Source organism: Shewanella frigidimarina NCIMB 400 (assembly GCF_000014705.1).
Classification (GTDB): Bacteria; Pseudomonadota; Gammaproteobacteria; order Enterobacterales; family Shewanellaceae; genus Shewanella; species Shewanella frigidimarina.
The window spans coordinates 397,669-417,210 of the sequence record NC_008345.1 but is presented as its reverse complement, the minus strand read 5'-3'; the positions used below and the strand labels follow the sequence as shown (position 1 = coordinate 417,210).

Below are 19,542 nucleotides of genomic sequence, written 5' to 3'. Positions count from 1 at the left end.
GCGGCAATTGATTACCATAACCTTGATTTATGGCATCATATAGTCAAATTACCGAGTCTAACTGATGAGCAATGATAAAAAAGCTAATCAGAGACATACGTAGACATAATTTAGCGTAAGGATTGTTGCATGTTAGAACGTATTAGAGATAGTTTCACCGAATCGATTCAGACTAAAATTGATGCTGCAGAAGCATTACCTGAGTCTATTGAAAAAGCTGCAGAGATGATGGTGCAATGTCTACTTGGCGGTAATAAAATTCTGTCATGTGGTAATGGTGGCAGTGCTGGCGATGCTCAACACTTCTCAGCTGAATTATTAAACCGTTACGAAATTGAACGTCCACCGCTGCCTGCTATAGCATTAAGCTGTGATACTTCAACGATTACCGCTATCGCCAACGATTATAGCTACGATGAAATCTTCTCGAAGCAGATTTTTGCACTGGGTCAACCAGGCGATATTTTATTGGCTATCTCAACCAGCGGTAACTCTGGCAACATTATTAAAGCCATGGAAGCAGCGTTAAGCCGCGACATGACTATTGTAGCCCTAACAGGTAAAGATGGCGGCGCAATGGCTGGCTTGATGAGCGCAGGAGATGTCGAAATCCGCGTACCGTCAAACGTTACTGCACGTATTCAAGAAGTTCACCTACTGGTTATTCACTGCTTATGCGATAACATCGACCGCACCTTGTTCCCACAGGATGAACAAGCATGATAAGAAGGTTACTCATCATCTCAGTCCTGGCGATGTTGCAGGGGTGTGCTGGTGCTGTCATGGTTGGCGCCGTTAGCGGTGCCAAGATGGTAAATGATGAGCGCAGCATGAGCACTCAAATCAGCGACACTAATGCTGACTTTGTTATTGCTAGTGCGCTATCAAAACATGATGACCTTAATAATCAAACCAATATCGCCGCGGTTGTGATGAACAACAATGTATTGATGATAGGCCAAGCACCTAACTCAATGCTGCGCGATAAAGCGATTAAAGTGGTACAAGATTTACAAATTGGCGGCAAAATACATAACCAAATTCGTATTGGCACGCCAACGTCATTTACCACACGCAGCAACGACACTTGGGTAACAACCAAAGTGAAAGGCCGCATGTTAAATGAAAAATCACTCGATATTACTCGAGTGAAAGTGATTACCGAAAACGGCGAAGTCTTTTTGCTTGGGTTAATTGACCGCAAGCAAGCTGATTTAGCGGTTGATATCGCGCGAAATACTGCAGGCGTTCGCAAAGTGATTAAGGTTTTTGAATACACTGAATCTTAATCCTGCTGTACATTTTTATTATCGCGATTTAGAAATTCATCCTGCATTTTGTTCGATGAATTTTTTTTGGGATCTTTTTGCTTGTACCCACGGGATAATCAGCGACGGCAACACAATAAACCCAGCCCCAACCCAACTTAAACCATCAAGCCATTCATCAAAAAACAACCAACCAAAAAAGACACAAAATAATAGTCCTGTATATTCTGCCACCACTATTTGACTGGCTTGTGCTTGACGATAAGCCAACGCGCAAAACCACTGATACGCCAATAAAAACACATTACTCGACACCGCAATAGCCACTAAAGACCAACTGATTGCCTCTATGCCTTGCACCAATGCCATGACCAACACCAAAGGAATACTGAGTAAGTTATATAGCATTAACGTTACAACAGGGCTTTCTGTACTGGGGAGTTTGCGCAATGCCAACTGGTTTATCGCAAACATAAATGCAGAGATAAGTACTGCAATTCCAAACCAGTTAATTTCACTTGGTCGTAGCAAAATAATGATGCCCAGAAATCCTAAAATAGCTGCCAGCCAATGTGTAGCGGTGACGCTCTCTTTTAAAAATAGAAATCCCATTAATACAATCATTAATGGCGCCGAATAAAACAACGAGCTTACAGTGGCGATAGGTAGCGCAATTAACCCCATAATTAAGCATACAGCTCCAATAGCGCCAGTATTAGCTCGCACTAAGTGCACCTTTATATGGCGACTGATTGGTTTTTTAGTTGCAAACCACAATGGCAGCAACATTAATACTGATGTTAACTGTCTGATTAACAGAAATGTTGCAGCGCTACTGCCATCTGGGAGCCATTTTATAGACACATCATACATAGCACTAAAAAGGTTACCGACAACTAATAACATCATGCCAATCGCTATTGTGGATTTCATTACACTTACAACCTTAGGACCAATAATTGGCTGCATCATATAGTTATCAATTAATATCGAATAATGATGTTTTTAATCCATGCATGAGTTAAATTCATACTTAATAAATTTTAATAAAATAAATTCATATTTGAGGTGTATATGCGCAAACTGCCACCACTGCGGGCACTACAAATTTTTGAAGCGGCCGCAAGGCATGCTCACTTTTCTCGGGCGGCAACTGAGCTGTGCATTACTCAAAGTGCGGTATCGCACCAAGTGAGACTGCTTGAAGCACATTTTGGCGAACGATTATTTATCCGCGAAGGTAGGCAGCTCTGCTTAACCAGTAAAGGCAATGTGCTTTACCATGAACTGGAGCGAATATTTAATGAGTTGAATGATTTAAGCATGCAAATCACTGGCGATTGTAATGATCAGCTCCGCTTAGCGGTATACAGTTCATTTGCCATTAAGTGGCTGATTCCTCGCTTAAGCGATTTCCATCGTTTACATCCACAGATTAAAATTCGCCTAGATATGATCACCGACGACCCACAGATGAGTGATAGTGTTGCTGATATGTTTATTACTGGTCAAAGTGGCCAACCGGGTTATGTACATCGCATGTTACACCAAGAGAGACTGATCCCAGTGATCTGCCCGGGGCTATTAAATACCGACCACTCGGCGCTGAGTGTATTACGGCAACATGCATTACTCACTGTAGATGAAGGGCCAATAGGCTTTGATTGGGAGCGCTGGTTAAAGGTTAACAGCATCAGCATAGCGGCTACGCAACAACAGCATGTATTTAGCCATGTGTTGTTAGCTATTGAAGCGGCAATTGCTGGTCAGGGGATCGCGCTAGCGTCAGATTTTATGGTAGAACGAGATATTAGTAAGGGAGCATTAGTCGCACTTGATTTACCCGCTATGTTGACTGGATTTGAATTCAATTTTAGTTGTAAACAGCGACGTTTAAAGGAGCCCGCTATCGCTGCATTTGTACAATGGTTAACCAAAAAATAAGCCAGCAAGTTGCTGGCTTATAGATAACATTAGCTGAAATAATACTTACACAATAAGACCAATTTTTTCATACACTTTTTTAATGGTGACTTCTGCACGAGCTTGAGCTTTTTCAGCACCTTCCGCCATCACTTGGCTTAAGTAAGCATGGTCGGCGCGGTACTCTTTAAAGCGAGCTTGTAATGGCTCAAGCATTCCTACGACAGCTTCACCAGTAGCCACTTTTAAATGACCGTACATTTTGCCTTCAAACTCTGCTTCTAAAGACGCAATCGACTGACCAGTACACCCTGACATTAAGCTGAGTAGATTCGACACACCTGGCTTTTGTTCCATATCAAAACGCACTACTGGTGGCTCTTCGCTGTCGGTCATGGCTTTTTTAACTTTCTTTAAAATCGCTTTAGGATCTTCGAGTAAACCAATAACGTTATTACGATTATCGTCAGACTTCGACATTTTCTTAAGCGGGTCTTGCAACGACATGACCTTAGCACCGTGTTCAGGAATAAACGGTTCTGGGATAGTAAATGTGTCGCCGTAAGCATTATTAAAACGGGTTGCGATATCGCGGGTAAGCTCTAAATGTTGCTTTTGGTCTTGCCCAACAGGGATCTCATTGGCTTGATAAAGCAAAATATCTGCCGCCATTAGAACAGGATAACCATATAAGCCCACGTTAATGTTATTGGCATGCTTTAACGATTTATCTTTAAACTGGGTCATGCGGTTTAACTCACCCATTTGGGTGTAACAGTTTAATACCCATCCGAGTTGAGTATGCTGTGGTACTTGCGACTGAATAAACACGGTGCTTTTTTTAGGGTCAACACCACAAGCAAGGTATAAGGCTAGCGTATCTAAACAAGCTTCACGCAGTGCTTTAGGATCTTGACGCACGGTAATCGCATGTAAATCAACAACACAATATAGGCAATCATGGCTATCTTGCATGGCAACCCATTGACGAAGTGCGCCCATATAATTACCTATGGTTAATTCGCCTGATGGCTGCGCACCGCTAAGAACTATGGGTTTGGTCATGTGTTTATTGCTCCAGATTATCTATATAAAATTCAAATTATTATGAAAGTAAGTATTGCTCTATATCAGCAAAGTTTTCGCATATCGCATGCGGAAGACTAAGACCGATATCTTCGCCGTAGTTGTATCCGTAGGTCAAGCCAATAGACATAACATTCGCAGCTTTAGCCGCTAAAATATCATTCTTTGAATCACCTATCATCAGTAATTGCGATTCATCCAACTGCCATTGTTTAAGCAAATGTTGTAATGGCATTGGATCTGGCTTCATTTTTGCCAATGAATCGCCACCGAGAACTTCGGAAAATAGGTCATCAAGACCAAAGGCGGTTAGTAACGGCACTGTAAAACGATATGGTTTATTGGTAACGATAGCCAGTTTAAAACCTGCTTGTTTTAACAGCTGTAACGTGTCGACAACTCCCGGATACAAACGGCTATGTTTTTGTAAGTGTTCACCATAATGATGCATAAATTGCGGCATAATTTGCTCAAGCATTACCTGCAGCTCAGGAGCATCTTCTGGCATAGCAGACACATAACTTAACGCTCGTTGCATTAGTACTTGGGCACCATTACCTACCCAGCTGCGAACCAATGCTTCTGTCACTGGTTGGTATTGGTTCTGTGCTAATGTGGCATTGGTGGCCGCGGCCAAATCAGGCACACTGTCGATCAGCGTACCATCTAAATCAAAGGCGATTGCACGAATATTTGACCATTGCATCATGTAGAGTCCCACTGGATATGGAAAAAGAAATTATGATATCGAAGCGAGTTCTGCACGCATTTGATCAATAACAACTTTATAATCAGGTTGATTGAAAATTGCCGAACCTGCCACAAACATATCTGCACCCGCAGCCGCTATTTCAGCAATATTATCGACCTTAACACCACCATCCACTTGTAAGCGAATATCAAAACCACTGGCATCAATAATCGCGCGAACTTGGCGAAGTTTTTCTAGCGTATGCGGGATAAAAGACTGACCACCAAAACCAGGATTAACTGACATCAATAAAATAACATCGAGCTTGTCCATTACATGATCTAAATAGTGCAGTGGTGTGCCAGGATTAAAGACTAATCCGGCCTTACAGCCAGATTCTTTAATCAACTGCAGTGTACGATCGATATGTTCTGATGCTTCTGGATGAAAAGTGATAATTGAAGCACCGGCTTTGGCAAAATCAGGAATAATGCGATCAACGGGTTTAACCATTAAATGCACATCAATATCAGCGGTGATCCCATAATTGCGCAACGCGGTGCATACCATAGGACCTATTGTTAAATTTGGTACGTAGTGATTATCCATAACGTCAAAATGAACAACATCCGAACCCGCATCTAATACGGCTTTCACATCGTCACCTAAACGGGCAAAATCAGCAGACAAAATCGATGGTGCAATTAAAAATGGGCGCATAATCTTCTCTATTGGCAGATCAAAGTGACGACATTTTACCCTTTGCAGCCGCAAGCCTCTAGTCTAACAAGGGAAATAACCACTATCCTCAATAGAATTTAGTTAAAAACTAGACAATAAGTCGGATTTGCTATTTTTTATACAGAAACCAGTGTTCAATAACTAAGCTATTTTGCTATAATGTAAAAAGTTGTTATCTTAGTTGTCCAACTGAAGATTTAAAACCTGTTGTAGCATCATTCGAGTTTACACCATGGATAGGGCACACTTTATGGTAAAGCACTTACTACGCAAGCTTTCTGGTCGTGATGGCAAATTATTGTCAGCACCGGTTTTTGCTGTATTTGCAACGTCTGCATTGGCGTTATTGTTAAGCCAAGTATTGATGGCAACCGAAAGTAATTCGGCTAATAGTAAGGCCTGTGTCTGTAATAGCACCACCAACTACAATGCGAGTTTACCCAGTAGTCACCCTACAAATCGCTGTGCAGAACAATCAAATGATGTCAGTTGGGGGAATTGGATTACAGGTAATAGCCGCTCTAGTCAGTTTCACTTTATTGATTTACTTGAGTTAATCCACGGTCACAAAGACAAACCTTTAAATGATATGCCTACCTCAGGCAACCCAACTCAGATATCGCGTTAATGTCTATTTGGCGAGTGTTTAGTAGCACTGTAGCAGCCTTCTTCGGCGTACAGACGGAGCAAAATCGCCAAAAAGATTTTCAAACTCAATCCCCATTACCATTTATCATTATGGGTATTATCTTAGCCATAGCCTTAGTCATTTCATTAATGCTAATCGTAAACCAAGTCTTAAGTTAACCGCTAGCTTTCGTTATCCACGCTTTGCAGCATTACTCTTCTTCACGATAATGATGATCATATAGCGCCATAATTTCATCCACTTTATTGCGTGAACCGCCTTTAGGGCTAATATTACGTTGCACCGAAATCGTTGAACAAGATGCACCACGATATAACTCTCGCGTTAACGGAATATCATGATTACTGATCAATACCGGAATATTTCTCTCATGGGCAATGAGCCGTGAATGACGAGCAAGTAATGCTTGATCATCTAAGCTAAAACCCGGACCTGCATAAGTGGTAAAACTGGCTGTGGTTGATAACGGCGCATAAGGCGGATCACAATAAATAACATCACCACTGTTTGCCATATCAAAGGCTTGTTCGTAACTGATACATTTAAAGGTCGCTTTTTGCGCTTTTAATGAAAAGTAACGAATTTCAGCTTCAGGGAAATACGGTTTTTTGTACGAACCAAACGGTACATTAAAACCACCTTTGCGATTATATCGACATAAGCCATTAAAACCATGGCGATTCATGTACAGGAAGTAAACCGAACGAATGAAAGGATCGCTACAGAGATTAAATTCAGCACGAACACGATAATAAGCATCTTTGTCATTCATCTCATCGACAAACATGGCCTTGGCCGCTTTAATGTATTTATCTGGCTGTTGCTGAACAATTTGGTATAAATTGATTAAGTCTTGATTGATGTCACACAATAAATAATCATCAAACTGTGTATTGAGGAATACCGAACCCGCCCCAACAAAAGGCTCAATCAGTCTATTTCCAGCTGGAAGGTGTTTTGCTAGCTCATCAACGAGCTTATATTTACCGCCTGCCCACTTTAGAAAGGCTCTATGCTTTTTTATCATGAATAGGAATTATGCCAGCAAAATTAAAGCTGATGATTGTACTCTGTTTAACGATAATTATCATCGGATAAAGCAGTTTTATTAGTTGATTTTTCATCCTATTGACTTGGATGCTGCGGAATATGAAGATTGTTAATCTTGTCGCTTATAATCACTTAAGTCTGCCCACTTTCTTACCCATGGAGCCGCTAAACTATATTTTTTCTGAAGACTTTTCGCTTTTGAGCTAGCTGCCGATGCGGTATCAAAATCACCCAGTAATATAACGTGGCGTTGTTTGTATTTCATTATGTAAACTTGCGGCTCTTGTGCCAGTTTAACTAAAATTGGTGTAAGTGAGTCTTTGTCATTCACGCTAGCAAGTTGCAGCGTAAAACCTTTCACCTTTAGGTTAGGGGTATTATCACGCTCAACAATATCATTCGGCTTATTTACAGTGTTAACTTGCGCTTTGGGTAACTTACCTCGGAAAGACAAACCTTTTAATGATGAATTAACCACTACGTCAATGTGATTATCTGCAGGAACCTCTTCTATGAGATTAGTCTCACCTTGCTCTACTAGTGAACTATCAGCAGTCATTTGCTGCTCGATGATAAAATGTGCTTGTTCATTGGCACTCGACTTAGCTAAGACCAATTGCCTATGGGCAAAATAAGCGCTTAATGAACTGTCGGCATAATCAATGACATATTGAGCGGCTTTTACACGTACAGCGGATTGCTCGGCTGTTAATACTGGCGACAATGATGCTGAAATCGGAGGAGGTAATTGTGTACTAATCCCCCACCACATCGCCACGCCAGCTAATATGGTGACAGAAGCAATCATCATTTTAATAGACGCAGACCAAGATGAACGCACTGTTTGTGGCTCTTCTAATGCTAACGCTAATAATTGAACTACTTCAGCTGGCGTACCCCGTTGCTTCTCTAATTGCTTATGAATAATTTCACGCGGGATAAACGGTGTTTGCTGGCTACGGAGTAATAAACTTTGATAAAGACCATCACGCTCAGGTACAGATAAAGGCTCAATCGTCACAGGCAGTAATCTAGCACGAGTCTCATCAGTTAACTCAGCCACTAAAGTATGCCAAAAGCTAGGAGTGACGGTCACTGTTACTGCAACAGGTTTACCTGCACAGTGAATTTGGCTCAGCAGAATGCACTCAGCCCAAATATCTTTAGGCAATAAATCAGCATCATCAATAATGATATGTAACGGTTTTTTTAAACTAGATTGGATTCTCAGTACGGTGTCCATCAAAGGACGTTCATCATCAAAAATTGGCGCGGAGATTAATTGAACCAGAATTTTTCGACGAATTTCAGCGCTATCAGCGTGTTGAGGACAAATGACCAATGCTGAATTATAATCATCTAGCTCACTGGCTAATGCAGCCGTCAGTGTCGACTTACCTGAACCGTTATCACCACAAATAACCAACAACTGTTCGCTATAACTAGCAATATGCTGTAAACGCTGAATGAGCGCTTCTTGGGTAGGGAGTAGTAATAGTCCTGGAGTCGTCAATGATTCACCACACTATAATTTATAGCTAGCATAGATATATACGGAATAATTTATACGCAGCTAATAACCTGTTTCAATAAGTCTTCACTCACATCACTAAAGACATCAGCTTTGCCTATTTCTGTAGGTAATACCAAGCGGATTTTACCACCTAATACTTTTTTATCTCGACGCATATGCTTGATAAACTGTTCAAAACCCATCGACTCTGGAGCCGTTATAGGTAAATCAAACGCTTGCATCAATCGGCAAATACGCTCGACACTTTGCTCATCTAATAGATTTAACTTATATGCTGTTTGAGCCGCAAGAACAGTACCAGCAGAGACAGCTTCGCCATGTAACCAAACACCGTAGCCCATTTCAGCTTCGATAGCATGCCCAAAAGTATGCCCAAGGTTTAATAACGCTCTTACACCTTGTTCCGTTTCATCTTGTGCGACAACATCAGCTTTAATCTGACAACATTTCGCAATGGCATAGTTTAACGCATCTGTTTGAAGCGATTTTAACGCATCAACATTTGCTTCAAGCCACTGAAAAAAGTCAGCATCCCAAATAATACCGTACTTAATCACTTCAGCCATACCTGCAGCAAACTCATTTGCGGGTAATGTCTGTAAGCAAAACGTATCAATAATCACTGATTTAGGCTGATAAAATGCACCAATCATATTTTTCCCAAGCGGATGATTGACTGCCGTTTTACCACCAACAGAAGAATCAACTTGGGACAGTAATGTAGTTGGCACTTGAATAAACTCAATACCACGCTGATAACACGCAGCCGCGAAACCAGTCATATCACCAACAACACCACCACCTAGTGCAACTAATACTGAATCTCGGGCAAAATTATGCTCAAGTAACTCAGTAAAAATATAATCTAGATGTTGTAAGTCTTTAAATTTTTCGCCATCCGGCAAAATAACCGTTTCAATGCGCGCGCAAGCGCTCATCGCTTGTTGTATCTGTTGAAGATACAACGGAGCAATGGTGTCATTTGAAACAATTAAGGCTTTTTTGTTTGTTAGGTAGCGAGCAAATAGCTCGCTATCATTCATCAAATCCTGGCCAATATAAATGGGGTAACTTCTATCACCTAATTGAACCTGAATTTGTTGCATGTTGTTACCTAAAAGCCAAGTTGCTCGATAATTTGGTTTGCGACGATCTTCGCGCTTTGCTCATCTGTCTTAACGATAACATCCGCAATTTCCTCATATAAAGGATTGCGAATTTCCGCTAAGCTTTCAAGCACTTCACGTGGATCATCTACTTGTAACAACGGACGACGCTTATCACGCTGAGTGCGCGCGACTTGCTTGTCTATAGTTGTTTCTAAGTAAACTACTATACCTCGAGCAGAAAGATAGTTGCGGATATCTTTACTCTGAACAGAACCACCACCTGTCGCGAGAACGATACCTTGCCTTTCTGAAAGATCACCGATGACTTGAGCTTCACGTCTACGGAAGCCTTCCTCACCTTCAACATCAAACACCCAGGCAATATCTGCACCGGTACGTTGTTCAATCTCGTGATCTGAATCGTGGAAATCTAAATGCAGCATTTGCGCCAGATGGCGACCAATTGTGCTTTTACCTGCGCCCATAGGGCCTACCAGAAAAATATTGCGTTTTTCAGCCATTTCGTATACGTCTGAATCTTATATGGAAGAATGCCTTATCGACTTAAACTCAAGCCGACCTATAATTTAACCTTGCTCTAATGAGACTTGACGGAGGATTATCTCAGTTAAGGGCTACCGCTTGCAAGTCATCACAGCTATTTATCATGATTTTATTATGTCACTGATGTTTAAAACCTCAAATAAAAGGTAATTTTTTCGATTAAGTCTTTGTTAATGCAAAGACTATAGGTCGATTAGCACTGCGCTATCTAATTAAAGTTAATACCTTAAAACTTTAAGGAAGTTACTATTATTACCACTAAAACGATAATTTGTTCAATTGGAGTAACATTTAGTGATGCGCCATTTAACGCGTTTGGTCATTACTTCCCATAAATAACCGTCATAAAAAAAGCCAGCAAGAAAGTCGCTGGCTTTTTACTATTACTTTAGCGTGTAAAAAATTAACGTTTGTCAGCCACAATCTTAGGGGTTACAAAAATTAACAGTTCTTGACGCTCATTTGTGTCGGTTGAATTTCTAAATAAGAAACCAACTAACGGAATATCACCCAGTACCGGAACTTTGCTTACTCGGCTAATGAGATTTTGTTGGTAAATACCACCTAACACAATTGTTTCGCCATTATCGACTAGTACCTGAGTACCAATACGCTGAGTATCAATAGCAACCGCTTCACCCGTTGCTGTAGCAACAGTTGTTCCCTGAGAATCTTGGGTTATTTCAAGATCTAGGATCACCCTATCATCCGGAGTGATTTGCGGAGTTACACGTAGCGATAACACGGCCTTCTTAAAGGTTACTGTTGTAGCACCGCTAGATGCAGACTCTACGTAAGGGATTTCAACACCCTGTTCAATGTATGCCGACTTCTGGTTAGATGTGGTAATACGTGGGCTGGCAATGATCTCACCTTTGTTTTCTTGCTCTAATGCACTTAACTCTAAATCGAGTACTGTACCGTCTGCCAATTTAGCCACATGGAAAGCGATACTGGTCGCTGAACTTGCTGCTGCCGGTAAATTAACATTGAGGCGATCATCGATGCTTGGAATAGTACCGTTAGCAATACTCGTTGCTCCTCCAATGGTGCCAGATGTGCCTTTAGAACCTTGTTGATCAGTTATGCCCCAACGAATACCGAGATCTTCAGATACATCGTCTTTCACTGTCACCATACGCGCTTCAATTAGTACTTGTTTAATAGGAATGTCTAATACTTCTATTAAGCGGTGTACATTTTCTAAAATCTCAGCGGTATCTTTTACCAGTAACGTATTTGTACGCTCATCAACAGCGACACTGCCGCGAGATGATAATAACGTTGAATCCGTAGTTTTAAGTAACTCGGCAATATCTATAGCTTTAGCATAGTTTATTTGTAAATATTCAGAATAGAGCGGTGCTAATTCTTTTACTTCTTGGCGATTTTTCAGGTCATTGCTTTCGCGAATGGCAAGTTCTTCACTCGGTGCCACCATTAAAATATTACCTTCAATACGCTTGTCGAGGCCTTTAGTTTGCAAGATAAGATCTAAAGCTTGATCCCAAGGCACATCATCTAAACGTAAGGTAATCTCACCTTCAACAGTATCGCTCGTCACCAGGTTAAAGTTGTTATAATCAGCAATAATTTGCAACACAGTACGAACTGAAATGTTTTGGAAGTTTAGTGACAATGAACGACCATTATATTTTTTAGCCTCTTTAGCTACAGAGACACGCTCAACTTTATCTACGCTAACTTTAAACACATTGCCATCTTGGCGATAGTTATAGTCATAGTTGCCGTCAACATCAACCAAAATACGGGCAGTTAAATCATCTTTAAAAGTTTCAAAACTATTCACTGGTGTAGCAAAGTCTTGTACGTCCATAACGTAAAGTAAGTCATTACCAATATCGGTGTTATAGAGTTTTATCTCAAGCTTTGAACCAACTTGTTCCACATTCGCTGCTACAGAACGATTGCTAAGATTAAATAATATTTCTCCACCACCGGTTTTATTGCGGCGAAAATCAATACTGCTAATACCATTAACAAATGGATTGTTTGCCTCAACCGGACCAGACACATCATCATTAATAGTTAATCGATAACTATTACCAACAATTTTACCTTGATATGGTTTTACTTTTGTCATTGCAACAATGATTTGTAAATCGCCACCTTGTTGTTGTGTGGTTAACTCTTTTACACCAACAGCATTTACCGGAATTTTACTTTTACTTAAATTAGAAATAGTGTCTGAGAAATTCAACATAATTTCAGCTGGGTCTGCTGATAAATCAACAGACGGTGACATGATTGATGATTCAAAAATCAACTCTAATTCTAATTGGTGATCAACCATTGAATGATATTTGACGTCCATAAGACGATTAGCAGCTATCGCACTAGGTATTAAACCCATTAATAATACTGCGCCTAAAAACGCTCTAAAAAATAATAACTTTGTTATTGCTTTTTTTATCGCGGCAGAAGATTCCATTATTCTCTCATCCTTCGCACGTTATTTTCCTGATAATTCTAAATTGCTGGATCTTTCTGCCCAACAACCTGAACCATCAGGGATTAATTCTATAATTTCGATAAATTGCGGCGTTACTTTAGCAATTCGGCCATGATAAAGCCCTAAATACTCACCTACACCCATGCGATAAACATTGGCATCACTAGATTCGACTAAAGCCCATATAGTACTATCTTCACTCAATGTTCCGCGCATTCTTAAATTGTCTAATGCATAAGTTTCTAAGCGACCTTTGCGACGTTTCAAGTCTGGTTGTAAACAATCTCTAGATGTATCAACCACCTCTTCTGTCAATTCCCTTGATGGTGGAACAAACGGACTGCGCATTAATTCAGCTTGATAAGCAAAATGTTCGAACTTCGGTGTTTGTTTCAATGGTGGTATACGGGCAACGTGTTGCGCTTTTGTAGTAGTAACAAATAGCTCTAAATCGCTGCGTTCGCCAATACAACCACTCAATAAAAACACCATTGATAACAATAAAGGCAAAAATTTCATTATTTCTGCCCCTTATTGGCCTGTTGTGTTAATTCAGCCCCCTCTTTAAAACGATACGTTTTAGCGAGAATATCCATCGATAATCCACCGGCATCATTCTGCTTGATACTAAAATCATGCAGACTGACAATTCGGGGTAACTTGGCAACGCCACTAACCATATTACCCATTTGATGGTAATCACCTACTACTGACATTTTTATTGGAAATTCAATATAAAAATCACGTTCGATTTCATCATCCCAATCTAGGCTATTAATTCTGAGGCCTGCGTCAGTTGCAACAAACGTTAAATCATCTAATAAACCAGGCATTTCATTTTCGGAGGGTAGCATTTTAAGCAATTCGGCAAACTGCACTTCCATCACGTCTAATTGTTCACGGTATAGCTTAAGATTAGCTGCTAAACGATATTTAGTTTCAAAATCTTCACGTAATTGAATTTCTTTGTGCTGTTCAGCTTCCATTTGATCGATAGAATCTGAAATAAATAAATAATAACTCGCACCGATAACACACAAAGACAAAAATACAGCAAATACAATTTTTACCAGTTTGGGCCAACCACCGATATTTTCAAAATCAATATCGTTAAATTGATCTAGGTCGAGATTCATTTTCTCGCTCCTTGGTTCGGATCAACATTAGTGACTTGTGAATCATCACGGATAGTGACACGTAATTTAAACCGCTGTAACTGCCTTAATTCTTCATTTTGGGTCACAATCGATTGCATACTCGGATCGTTAAGATAAGAAGATGTTTTAACCTTTCTCATCATATTCGCGACGTTATTATTTGATTCACTACGCCCTTCGATTAATAATACGCTACCTTTTTTCTCTATACTTGAAAGATAAATACCAGGTGGCACGATTCGGACTAATTCATCTAAAACATGAGTAGGTAAATTACGCGACTGCTGTAAATTGAGAATAATCTCAGTTCGACGTTCGATATCTTTTTTACGTTCGGTAATTTTTCTAATTTCTGCTATCTGGGTATCAAGTAAGGTAATTTCTGAGACCAAATATGCATTACGCTCACGCTGATCATCAGTGACAACCTCTAGAAAACCCAAAAATAAATATACAACGAGTGATGTGACTAAAAAAACTAACGCTAAAATGCCGATAAAATCGCGTTTTTGCTTTTCTCTAGCTTCTTCACGCCAAGGTAATAAGTTTATGTTCGCCATTGAGCATAACTCCTTAGCGCAAGACCACATGCCACCATATATTTGCTTATATTCGGTTGAAGTTGACCTTTCATAACATCATCTGCATGCAAACACCCCTGAAAAGGATCAGCAACAATGGTATGAGTACCTAACTCGTTTGTTAGTAATTCAACCATTCCTTCTAACTTAGCTGTACCACCACACAAAACAATATAGTCAACTTTTTCACGCCCACTGGCAGTACAATATATTTGTAAGGTTCGTTTAATTTGTTGTAACAGTTGCATTTGAAACGGAGATAAAACTTCGAACATATAATTACGCGGTAATTGTCCAGAAATCTTAGCTCGCTCAGCCTCATCATGGGGCATACCATAAAATGACACAATTGATTGAGTAAATAACTCACCGCCAAAGGCTTGCTCACGTATAAAGGTAGTATCACCATTTTCAACCACAGAAAATGTGGTCATATTGGCACCAATATCAACCATGGCGATTGATTTAGCTTTAGCGCCGTCAGGTAACTGAGCATAAATTAATTCTGCAGAGCGCCCTAGTGCATAAGCTTCCACATCAACAACTTTAACATCCAGCTCAATAGCATCCAAAGAGTCAACACGCGAATCAATATTCTCTGTGCGGCATGCGCTCAGTAATACGTTAACTTTGGTTGGGTCGGTAATATTCGGATTAAGCCTTTCAAAATCAATGCTGACTTCATCAAGTGAATAAGGAATAAGGTTGTCAGCTTCAATTTCAATTTGAGCCTCCATTTCCTCTTCATTTAACGCCGCATCCATATAAATGACTTTTGTCATAACGGCAGAGCCAGAAACCGCGACAGCTGCGAACTTTAGCGATTTAGGTAAACCCCGCCGAATCTGTCTTAGTGACTCAATTACCGCTTCAGTATCACGAATATCATGATCGACTACAGCTCCCTTTCTAACAGGAACTGACGCATGATTTTGAATTTTATATCCATCCGCAGTCTTGCTCAACAAAATGGCTTTTATTTCATGAGACCCAATATCAATCCCAACCATCTGAGGTGCTTGACGCTTCCATAATTTAGAAAGCATAGTCCGTCATCACAATTCTATTTTTATTTTCTAAGAGATTAGCACATAATCAACTCGTTATAAGTATTTGTATAAAATGTTTCAGCATTTTACAAATACTATTTAGTTATTTCATGTTTTACTTCACCAAAAACTCTCCCGCTTATATACTACCGCTACTATTTGTGATTTTCTGGAATTATCGAGTGAAGTGGTTTAAACGTTTATTAATTGCATTTTTTAGCCTATCACTACTTGGCATTGCTGCTATAGCTGCCGCTTACTTTTATGTGCTACCTGATTTACCCGATGTTAATTCGCTAAAGACGGTCCAATTACAAACTCCGCTGCGTATTTATAGCCGCGATGGCAAACTGATTTCTCAATTTGGTGAGAAACGTCGTATACCTGTCGAGTATGAAGAGGTGCCAGCTCAGTTAATTAATGCCGTACTCGACACTGAAGATGCGCGCTTTTTTGAACATAATGGTATTGATCCGATTGGTATTATCCGCGCGGCACTTATTTTAGTCACAACAGGTAAGAAAAGCCAAGGTGCGAGTACAATTACGCAACAGGTTGCTCGAGGCTTTTTCTTATCTAACGAAAAAACATATATTCGTAAAGTGAAAGAAATCTTTCTTGCGCTAAAAATTGAAAAAGCATTATCGAAAAAGGAAATTTTAGCCCTTTATTTAAATCGTTCATTCCTCGGAAATCGCGCTTATGGTGTCGGTGCGGCGGCTCAAGTTTATTATGGTAAAGAACTTAGCCAATTGACACTGCCAGAAATGGCGATGATAGCTGGCCTACCGCAAGCTCCGTCTGCAGCGAATCCAATTAGAAACCAATCACGTGCGATAGCTCGTCGTAACTGGGTATTGAGCCGTATGCTAGAGAAACGAAATATTACTCAAGCAGAATATCAAGAGGCTATTAGTAGTCCGTCGACAGCGAAATACCATGGCGCTGAAATTGATTTATACGCTCCGTATGTTTCGGAAATGGCGCGTGATTACATGATCCAGAAATACGGTGAAGAAGCAGCCTATACTAACGGTTACAATGTCTACACCACGATCTCATCCGATCTCCAATTGATGGCGCAGGAGTCTTTAAGAGATAACGTTTTTGCTTATGACCAGCGTCATGGCTTCCGTGGGCCTGTCGCTGAATTATGGACTGATACTCCGCTAGAACATGATGAAATCATCGCAATTTTAAAACGAACGTCTTCAATGCAGGGCATTATGCCGGCCGCGGTTATCAGTGTAAAAGATCAGCAAGCACAAGTCATTGATGACAAAGGCGAACTGATTACACTGGAATGGAAAGGCCTAAAATGGGCTCGTAAGTTTATAAGCGATAAACGCCAAAGCTTACCTCCGAAGCAAGCCAGCGATATATTGACCGCCGGCCAACAAGTGTGGATCCGTCATAATGGTAAACATTGGCAGTTGTCTCAAATACCGCAAGTGTCTAGTGCGACAGTGTCACTTGAACCTCATGACGGTGCCATTAAAACCCTCGTCGGTGGATTTAGCTTTAGTCAAAGTCAATTCAATCGTGTGACTCAAGCTAAACGCCAATTAGGTTCCAATATTAAGCCTTTTATTTATGCCGCAGCATTAGAAAAAGACTACACATTGGCTACGCTTATCAATAACGCTCCGATTAATAAACCAGACACCCGCCAGGGCACAGCGTGGCGTCCTAAAAATTCACCAGACATCTATGGTGGCCCAACACGCTTACGAGTCGGTTTAGCGCAATCTATTAACGTTATGTCAGTGAGAGCCATGCGTCACACCGGTTTAGATGACACCATCAAAAAACTAATCCAATTTGGTTTTGACCCGAATGATTTACCTCGAAATGAATCATTAGCATTGGGTTCACCTTCAGTGACACCGTTACAGGTCGCCACTGCATTTAATAGCTTTGCAAATGGTGGTTATTTAGTTGAACCTTACTTTATCGATCACGTGACCGACTCATACGACAACACGATTGAACAAACCATTCCCGCTATTGCATGTAGCAAACCAGCACCCTCTGTTGAAGATGATGTGGTTATTGAAGATCCATTTGCTGCGATGGCTGAAGAATTCTCTCAGCAAACTCCTGAAGCATCAGTAGATACATTAGATGGAGAGGTTGAAGCAACGTCCATTACCGCTGAACAAAACATTTGCAGTAATCCACAAGCTCGCTTTGCTAAGCGAGTCGTTTCAGAACAAACTGCATTTTTGATCACTGAAGCGCTAAAGAGCGTAATTTGGGGTGGCGGCGATTGGAGCAAAGGTACAGGTTGGAATGGTACCGCTTGGCGTGCATCTAAATTAATTAAGCGTCATGACATTGCGGGTAAAACAGGTACAACTAACGAATCTCGAGACACTTGGTTCAGTGGTTTTAACCCTACACTTACAGCAACTTTCTGGGTTGGCTTTGATGACCATGGACGTCAACTGGGACGCTCAAGCTGGAGAGCTAACGGCGAACCAGATCAAATATCAGGTGCTGAGGCGGGTGCTAAAACGGCAGGTCCTGGTTGGAATGACTATATGAATAAGGCCCTGTCTGGTACCCCTGAAGCTTCAGTTATCCCGCCAAAAGGAATTGTATCTGCGCGTATTGATTTAGCCACTGGCAAATTGACTCGCAAGACAGACCACACTACCGAGTTTGAGTATTTTGTTGAAGGTACAGAACCCAAAGAATATGTTACTGAAACACAGCAAAGTGGCGATATTTTTATCGACAATGTTGCTGAAGATTTATTTCAATAATAGGGTTTAAAATAAATTGATTAAAAAAGCCATTCGACTGAATGGCTTTTTTATTACTGATTTTATAGCTTATTTAATCTTAGACCACTGTGTTTGGCATCAGTAATTGATGCAGCTCCGTTAAATTACCAACCTGATAACTTGGAGAAATATCATCACTTATGGGTTCGCCATGATGATTTAACCAACAAGTGTCGATACCTGCATTGATACCGCCTAATATATCAGAATGTAAGTTATCGCCAACCATAAGTACTTGATGCCTCTCAGGCTCTCCCATCAAGCTAAAAGCGTGATGAAAAATTGCAACATCAGGTTTTGCTTTGCCAAGTTGTTCAGAGATTACCACCGGATTGAAAGCATCTTGAAAGCCAGTACGGCTCAAACGGATATTTTGCAACTCAGTAAAACCATTGGTAATAATCCCAAGGTTAACTTTTCCGCTTAGAGAATCAATCAGTTCCCGGGCGCCAGGCAACGGCAAACAAATATCGGCCATTGCAGCAAGAAACTGACTGTTTAAATGTTGCGGAGTAACAGACAGTTTATTAGCCCAGTGATGGAAGCGGGTATGTTGTAAATGCGTAGCACTAATTAAACCGTTTTGGTATTCGATCCACAAGGGTTTATTCACTTGCTGATAAACAGTAAAATCATCAATATTAAAATCAACTTCAAAGCGCGAAAACATTAATTTCAATCCAGAAAAAGCATCGAAATGAAATAGCGTTTCATCGGCATCAAATAAAATCCATTTATATTTATTGAGCAAATTCGACATCTATGAAGTCCTTATTTTGTTTAAATAAATAACTAGCCTCAGTTAACAATAGCGTCCAATGATTAAACAGCTCTTTGTTCTGCTATTTATTACAATCATTATGATACCAAGCTGAAGT

General features: G+C 40.4%; 20 protein-coding genes. 6 read left to right on the top strand and 14 right to left on the bottom strand.

The features are described 5' to 3' along the window. Nucleotides 1-129: 129 nt before the first annotated feature. Nucleotides 130-723: a phosphoheptose isomerase gene (locus tag SFRI_RS02005; protein ID WP_011635877.1), complete on the top strand. Its 594-nt coding sequence runs from the start codon at nucleotides 130-132 to the stop codon at nucleotides 721-723. After that, entirely contained in the window at nucleotides 720-1,289 is a 570-nt protein-coding gene (locus tag SFRI_RS02000) for a BON domain-containing protein (RefSeq protein ID WP_011635876.1), read from the top strand. Before SFRI_RS02005 ends, SFRI_RS02000 begins: the two co-directional genes overlap by 4 nt. A gap of 36 nt (nucleotides 1,290-1,325) precedes the next feature. Here SFRI_RS02000 and SFRI_RS01995 read toward each other — a convergent pair whose 3' ends face one another. Beyond that, nucleotides 1,326-2,201 carry a DMT family transporter gene (locus tag SFRI_RS01995; RefSeq protein ID WP_011635875.1) on the bottom strand — a complete coding sequence of 292 codons (876 nt, stop codon included), beginning with the start codon at nucleotides 2,199-2,201 and terminating at the stop codon, nucleotides 1,326-1,328. A 141-nt stretch (nucleotides 2,202-2,342) separates the two neighbouring features. On the opposite strand from SFRI_RS01995, the gene SFRI_RS01990 reads away from it, so the two are divergent. Next, the gene (locus SFRI_RS01990; RefSeq protein WP_011635874.1) at nucleotides 2,343-3,212 is read left to right on the top strand and encodes a LysR substrate-binding domain-containing protein; all 870 of its coding nucleotides are present in this window, start codon (nucleotides 2,343-2,345) and stop codon (nucleotides 3,210-3,212) included. Between the two features lie 45 nt (nucleotides 3,213-3,257). Here SFRI_RS01990 and trpS read toward each other — a convergent pair whose 3' ends face one another. Genes trpS through rpe form a run of 3 tightly spaced genes read right to left on the bottom strand, consistent with a single transcriptional unit; the run spans nucleotide 3,258 to nucleotide 5,688 of the window. Continuing rightward, nucleotides 3,258-4,256 carry a tryptophan--tRNA ligase gene (trpS, locus tag SFRI_RS01985; RefSeq protein WP_011635873.1) on the bottom strand — a complete coding sequence of 333 codons (999 nt, stop codon included), beginning with the start codon at nucleotides 4,254-4,256 and terminating at the stop codon, nucleotides 3,258-3,260. A gap of 40 nt (nucleotides 4,257-4,296) precedes the next feature. Continuing rightward, entirely contained in the window at nucleotides 4,297-4,986 is a 690-nt protein-coding gene (locus SFRI_RS01980; RefSeq protein ID WP_011635872.1) for a phosphoglycolate phosphatase, read from the bottom strand. 30 nt (nucleotides 4,987-5,016) lie between these two features. Further along, nucleotides 5,017-5,688 carry a ribulose-phosphate 3-epimerase gene (gene rpe / locus SFRI_RS01975; protein WP_011635871.1) on the bottom strand — a complete coding sequence of 224 codons (672 nt, stop codon included), beginning with the start codon at nucleotides 5,686-5,688 and terminating at the stop codon, nucleotides 5,017-5,019. A 271-nt stretch (nucleotides 5,689-5,959) separates the two neighbouring features. Here rpe and SFRI_RS01970 point away from each other — a divergent pair, with 271 nt between their 5' ends. Both SFRI_RS01970 and SFRI_RS01965 read left to right on the top strand, forming a co-directional pair. Next, nucleotides 5,960-6,337 (top strand): hypothetical protein, encoded by a 378-nt coding sequence (locus tag SFRI_RS01970; RefSeq protein ID WP_244262852.1) that lies wholly within the window; start codon nucleotides 5,960-5,962, stop codon nucleotides 6,335-6,337. Continuing rightward, complete coding sequence (locus SFRI_RS01965; RefSeq protein WP_011635869.1) at nucleotides 6,337-6,516, top strand: DUF2970 domain-containing protein; 180 nt, start codon at nucleotides 6,337-6,339, stop codon at nucleotides 6,514-6,516. The genes SFRI_RS01970 and SFRI_RS01965 overlap by 1 nt, the downstream gene beginning before the upstream one ends. 32 nt (nucleotides 6,517-6,548) lie before the next feature. On the opposite strand, the gene SFRI_RS01960 is transcribed toward SFRI_RS01965, so the two are convergent. The 9 genes from SFRI_RS01960 to SFRI_RS01920 all read right to left on the bottom strand — a co-directional run bounded on the left by SFRI_RS01960 (nucleotide 6,549) and on the right by SFRI_RS01920 (nucleotide 15,872). Continuing rightward, nucleotides 6,549-7,385 (bottom strand): Dam family site-specific DNA-(adenine-N6)-methyltransferase, encoded by an 837-nt coding sequence (locus SFRI_RS01960; protein WP_011635868.1) that lies wholly within the window; start codon nucleotides 7,383-7,385, stop codon nucleotides 6,549-6,551. 132 nt (nucleotides 7,386-7,517) lie between these two features. Next, nucleotides 7,518-8,921, bottom strand: a complete 1,404-nt coding sequence (locus tag SFRI_RS01955) for an ATP-binding protein (protein WP_011635867.1) — start codon at nucleotides 8,919-8,921, stop codon at nucleotides 7,518-7,520. A gap of 50 nt (nucleotides 8,922-8,971) precedes the next feature. Then, complete coding sequence (aroB, locus tag SFRI_RS01950; protein ID WP_011635866.1) at nucleotides 8,972-10,048, bottom strand: 3-dehydroquinate synthase; 1,077 nt, start codon at nucleotides 10,046-10,048, stop codon at nucleotides 8,972-8,974. A gap of 8 nt (nucleotides 10,049-10,056) precedes the next feature. Beyond that, a complete protein-coding gene (aroK, locus tag SFRI_RS01945) occupies nucleotides 10,057-10,572 on the bottom strand; it encodes a shikimate kinase AroK (RefSeq protein WP_011635865.1) in 516 nt (171 codons plus the stop codon). Between the two features lie 446 nt (nucleotides 10,573-11,018). Further along, nucleotides 11,019-13,067 carry a type IV pilus secretin PilQ gene (locus SFRI_RS01940; RefSeq protein WP_011635864.1) on the bottom strand — a complete coding sequence of 683 codons (2,049 nt, stop codon included), beginning with the start codon at nucleotides 13,065-13,067 and terminating at the stop codon, nucleotides 11,019-11,021. 21 nt (nucleotides 13,068-13,088) lie between these two features. Then, entirely contained in the window at nucleotides 13,089-13,607 is a 519-nt protein-coding gene (locus SFRI_RS01935; RefSeq protein WP_011635863.1) for a pilus assembly protein PilP, read from the bottom strand. Beyond that, nucleotides 13,607-14,224 carry a type IV pilus inner membrane component PilO gene (locus SFRI_RS01930; RefSeq protein ID WP_011635862.1) on the bottom strand — a complete coding sequence of 206 codons (618 nt, stop codon included), beginning with the start codon at nucleotides 14,222-14,224 and terminating at the stop codon, nucleotides 13,607-13,609. The genes SFRI_RS01935 and SFRI_RS01930 overlap by 1 nt, the downstream gene beginning before the upstream one ends. Further along, nucleotides 14,221-14,805: a PilN domain-containing protein gene (locus SFRI_RS01925; RefSeq protein WP_011635861.1), complete on the bottom strand. Its 585-nt coding sequence runs from the start codon at nucleotides 14,803-14,805 to the stop codon at nucleotides 14,221-14,223. The genes SFRI_RS01930 and SFRI_RS01925 overlap by 4 nt, the downstream gene beginning before the upstream one ends. Next, nucleotides 14,793-15,872 (bottom strand): pilus assembly protein PilM, encoded by a 1,080-nt coding sequence (locus SFRI_RS01920; protein ID WP_011635860.1) that lies wholly within the window; start codon nucleotides 15,870-15,872, stop codon nucleotides 14,793-14,795. Before SFRI_RS01920 ends, SFRI_RS01925 begins: the two co-directional genes overlap by 13 nt. A 185-nt stretch (nucleotides 15,873-16,057) precedes the next feature. Here SFRI_RS01920 and SFRI_RS01915 point away from each other — a divergent pair, with 185 nt between their 5' ends. Then, nucleotides 16,058-18,643, top strand: a complete 2,586-nt coding sequence (locus SFRI_RS01915; protein ID WP_041412737.1) for a penicillin-binding protein 1A — start codon at nucleotides 16,058-16,060, stop codon at nucleotides 18,641-18,643. A 79-nt stretch (nucleotides 18,644-18,722) separates the two neighbouring features. On the opposite strand, the gene yjjG is transcribed toward SFRI_RS01915, so the two are convergent. Further along, nucleotides 18,723-19,424, bottom strand: a complete 702-nt coding sequence (gene yjjG / locus SFRI_RS01910; protein ID WP_011635858.1) for a pyrimidine 5'-nucleotidase — start codon at nucleotides 19,422-19,424, stop codon at nucleotides 18,723-18,725. Nucleotides 19,425-19,542: the final 118 nt, after the last annotated feature.